At 57.3% G+C, this 4,684-nt stretch carries 1 protein-coding gene; it reads left to right on the top strand.

The window, feature by feature from the left end; genetic code table 11:
- Nucleotides 1-4,684: Ig-like domain-containing protein (locus tag WB371_RS23475; protein WP_336222357.1), on the top strand; the 4,684-nt coding region annotated here is incomplete at both ends.

Below are 4,684 nucleotides of genomic sequence, written 5' to 3'. Positions count from 1 at the left end.
CCATCAGTGCCGAAGCGACCAGCACCGTCGGCAACAAAGGTACCGCCACGCACGACTTCACCATTGACCTGACCGCGCCGGGTATCACCATCGATAAAGTGGCCGGTGATGACATCATCAACAGCGCCGAACACGGCGTGGCGCAGATTATCAGCGGCACGACGACCGGCGTTACCGCCGGAACTGCCGTGCAGATCCACCTGAACGGTCAGGACTATACGGCCTATACAGATGCCAGCGGCAACTGGAGCGTGGGCGTTCCGGCAGCCGATATCACTGCGCTCGCGGAAGGTAAAGCGACCATTACGGCTGACGTCCTGGACGCCGCCGGTAACAAAGGCAGCGCCACCCGGGATATCACCACCGACCTTACCGGTCCGGCCCTGGGTATCGATAAGGTCACCAGTGACGATATCGTCAATGCCGCCGAAAAAGGCGCCGACCTGACCCTCAGCGGCACCTGTGGCAACGATGTCGCCACCATGAAGGTTACCCTTAACGGTAAAACCTATGACGCCATCGTCAGTAACGGCACCTGGAGTCTCACCGTGCCGGCGGCGGATGTGGCTAAACTGGCTGACGGTACGGCTACGGTCACCGCTCAGGCCACCGACACCACCGGCAACACCACCACCGCTACCCATGACTTCAGCGTCGTGGCGGACAGTTCACATCTGCCAGCCGTCACCATCAACGCCCTCGGCGATGACTGGCTGAACGCGGCCGAAATGGCAGTTGACCAGACCATCAACGGGAAAGTCACCAACGCTGCCGCTGGTGACACGGTTAAAGTCACACTTAACGGCAAGGACTACACCGCCACCGTGGGCGCCGACCTCACCTGGAGCATCACCGTTCCGGCCGCTGACCTGGCACTGATGACCGATGGCAAAGCCACCATCACCGCACAGATCACTGTGGTGAACGGCAACACAGGCAGCACCACGCACGACATCACCATCGACACCACCGCGCCAGTTATCACCATCGATAAAGTGGCCGGTGATGACATCATCAACAGCGCTGAGCACGGTGTGGCGCAGATTATCAGCGGTACCGCCACTGGCGTCAGCGCAGGGGCTACCGTCACCGTCACCCTCAACGGCAAAACCTACACCACCACCACCGATGCCAGCGGTAACTGGTCGGTGGGGGTTAACGCAGCTGATGTTTCTTCGCTGGCAGATGGCATCTTTGTCATCACAGCAGAAGTCCGCGATCCGGCGGGGAATACGGGCAGTGCGAACCACAATGTCACCATTGATACCACCGGCCCGGATTTAACAATCGATACCGTTGCCGGCAACGATACCATTGATGCGGTTGAGAAAGAGCAGGCATTAACCATTACGGGTACCTGTAGTGCAGGTACCGGGCAGGTCACGGTTCTGATCGGCGGTAAATCTTATACCGCGACAATAGAGGGAACGACCTGGTCTGTCGCACTGACGGAGGAACAAACCAGTGCGCTACCTGCTGGTGATTTGACGGTGGTAGTGAGTGGAACGGACAGTATCGGCAACAGTTCAACGGCGAGTCGCCCTGTTCATGTTGACGGTAGCACAACACCGGCGATCATCATCGATTCTTTAACAGCGGATAACCGTCTGAATAAAGATGAAGTGGCACAGTCGCAGGATATCACCGGTAAGGTACTGAATGCGGCAGTTGGCGACGATATTACCGTGACGCTGAACGGTAAAACGTACACGACAAAAGTCGCTGCGGATTTAACCTGGAAAGTTACCGTCGATACTGCCGATTTAGCCGGATTACCGGAAGGCACAGTGGCCATCAGCGCAACGGTGACAGCAAAGAATAACACCAGCGGTGAAAGCCATCGCGACGTTATTGTAGATACCATTGCGCCAGTGATAACCATCGATAAAGTGGCCGGTGACGACATCATCAACAGCGCTGAACACAATGGCGCGCAGATTATCAGCGGTACCGCCACCGGCGTCAGCGCAGGGGCTACCGTCACCGTCACCCTCAACGGCAAAACCTACACCACCACCACCGATGCCACAGGCAAGTGGAGCGTCGGTGTACCAACGGCCGATATTCAGGCGCTGAACGGAACCGCCCCGATAGTCATTACGGCCGATGTGAACGATGCCGCCGGGAATAAAGGCAGCGCCACCCATAACATCACGGTCGATCTGACCAGCCCGGCTGTGGCAATTAATACCGTCAGCAGCGATGATTTTGTTAACGCCGCCGAGAAAGGTGCGGACATCACACTGAGCGGCACCTGCGGCACGGACGTCACCAGTATTAAAGTGACGGTGAACGGTCAGGACTATATCGCCACGGTCACCAGTGGCACCTGGACAGCCACCCTTCCGGCGGCGGATGTCGCGCTGCTGGCCGACGGTAAAGTGACCGTCACCGCAAACGCCACCAACACTGCCGGCAACACCGCCTCCGCCACCCATGACTTTACGGTCGACAGCATTGCACCGGCCGTCACCGCCGATAACGTCACCGCCGACAACATCGTTAACACCGCTGAGAAAGGCGGTGATATCACCCTGTCCGGTACCTGTGCACCAGACACGAAGACCGTCACCGTTACCCTGAACGGTCACGATTACACCGCAACGGTGAGCAACGGCACCTGGACGGCCACCCTTCCGGCGGCGAATGCGGCGGCACTGACCGACGGCAGCCAGACCCTGTCGGTGAAAGCCACCGACAACGCAGGCAACAGCACCACCATCAGTAAAGACTTCACCGTTAATACCGCGGTTCCCTCCGTCACCATCAGTGACGTCACAGCGGATAATATCCTCAACGCCGCTGAACATAACGCCGCACAGGTGATTACCGGTACAGCGACAGCGGATTCAGCCGTTGTGGTTACGCTGAACAGCAAAACCTACACCACCACCGCTGACGCCAGCGGCAACTGGAGCATCGGGGTTCCGGCAGCAGAGATTCAGGCCCTGAGCGGCACCGGACCGATTACGGTAAGTGCTGTGGTGACCGGCGCGAACGGCAACAGCAGTACGGCCACGCATGACTTTACCCTCGACCTGACCGGCCCGGCGATAACCATTGATAACGTCACCACCGATAACGTGGTGAACAGCGCGGAGAAAGGCGCAGACCTGGCCCTCACCGGCACCTGCGACAGCGACGCGAAAACCGTCAGAGTGACCATTAACGGCAAGGGGTATGACGCCACCGTCAGCAACGGCACCTGGAGTGTCACGGTTCCGGCAACAGACGCCGCTCTCCTGCCGGAAGGCAATGTGGCGGTGCATGTGGATGCAACGGATAACGCAGGCAACCCGGCCAGTAAGGACGGCAGCTTTACGGTGAACACCGCCGCACCGGTGATTACCATCGATAACGTGACGGCAGACAACACCCTGAACACCGCTGAACACGGCGCCGCACAGACCCTCAGCGGTACCGTGACCGGCGTGGCCGCGGGCACCACCGTCACCATTAAACTCAATGGCCAGACCTATACGGCAACCACCGATGCCTCCGGCAAGTGGAGCACCAGCGTTGCGGCGACGGATATCCAGGCGCTGGCAGAAGGCACGGCGACCATCAGTGCCGAAGTAACGAATACCGCCGGTAACACCGGCACGGCAAGCCATGACTTTGTGGTTGACCTTACTGCGCCAGTGGTGACGGCAGATAATGTCACTGCGGACAATATCGTTAACGCCACAGAAAAAGGCGGTGATATCGCGCTGTCCGGTACCTGTGCGGTGGATACGAAAACTGTCATCGTGACACTGAATGGCAAGGATTACACCGCCACTGTCAGCAATGGTACCTGGACTGCCGCTATTCCGGCAGTAGATGCAGCCACGTTGACCGACGGCAACCAGACGTTATCAATTAACGCGACGGATAACGCAGGCAACAGCGCAACGATTAGCAAAGATTTCACGATTGATACCAGTGCACCAACTATCACCATTAACACGGTAGCCACTGATGATGTGATTAATGCGACTGAACACGCTACCTCGCAAATGATTAAAGGATCAACGACGGGCGTAGATATCGGTACACAAATCACGCTGGAACTGAATGGTAAAACGCACCACGCGACTACCGACGCCAGCGGCAACTGGACTGTCATCGTTTCGTCGGTGGATATGACGGCACTTGCGGAGGGCACGACGACTATCAAAGCCGAAGTGTCTGACAAAGCAGGAAACACAAGTTCTGTCACTCATGATGTCTCGGTGGATCTTACTGCGCCAGCCGTGACGGTGGATAATGTCACTGCCGATAATATCGTCAACGTACCTGAGAAAGGCGACGATATTGTGATCACCGGTACCTGTGCGGTGGATACTAAAACAGTGAGTGTCAAGCTGAACGACATCAGTTATAGCGCCACCGTCACTGACGGTACATGGAGTATCACTGTTAAAGCTGCGGATGCGGCCTTATGGGCGGACGGTACCCAAACCGCTTCTGTAACAGCCACGGATAAATCTGGAAATAAGACGACGGTGAGTAAAGATTTCACCGTTGACACCAGTCTGCCCTCCGTCACCATCAGTGACGTCACAGCGGATAATATCCTCAACGCCGCTGAACATAACGCCGCACAGGTCATTACCGGTACGGCGACCGCAGGTTCAACGGTCGTTATCACTCTGAACGGTAAATCGTACAATGCCACGGCAGATGTGAACGGCAACTGGAG

Source organism: Citrobacter amalonaticus, from assembly GCF_037053465.1.
Classification (GTDB): domain Bacteria; phylum Pseudomonadota; class Gammaproteobacteria; order Enterobacterales; family Enterobacteriaceae; genus Citrobacter_A; species Citrobacter_A amalonaticus_H.
The sequence above is the reverse complement of the archived record's forward strand: the minus strand, read 5'-3'. Positions and strand labels throughout refer to the sequence as shown.